The organism is Neisseria sp. P0009.S007, from assembly GCF_051962515.1.
Genome location: NZ_JBQCVF010000957.1, coordinates 1 through 365, shown reverse-complemented (window position 1 = coordinate 365; position 365 = coordinate 1). Strand labels below are relative to the sequence as shown.

Here is a 365-nt window from a genome sequence, read left to right as displayed (position 1 = left end):
CCACTAATGCGCCGGCCACACCGACCAGCAAGGAAATACGTCCGCCGGTTGCCGCACGCGACAGCAAATCGCGGCCGAGCAAATCCGTACCCAGATAGTGATGGGTAGAAAAGGAAGGCGGAATCTGCATATTGTCCCAGTCGGTAAAGTCGTAGGTGTAGCGGACAATCCATGGCGCCACAATCACAAAAATACTGATCAGCAACAGGATGATAATGCTGTACACCGCCGCTTTGTTCTGTTTAAAACGCCGCCATGCGTCGCTCCACAGGCTTTTGCCGTGTACTTGGGCGTATTCTGCTGCCTCTGCGAGGGCCTGAGTCTGCTTCTTTTTGAATAACATAATGTTCTCTCGCTTTTTATTC

Annotated in this window: 1 pseudogene; it reads right to left on the bottom strand. The window is 51.8% G+C overall.

From position 1 onward, the window contains the following. Nucleotides 1-343: pseudogene (locus ACTHS3_RS17295) on the bottom strand (peptide ABC transporter permease); the annotation flags it as partial. Nucleotides 344-365 lie beyond the last annotated feature (22 nt).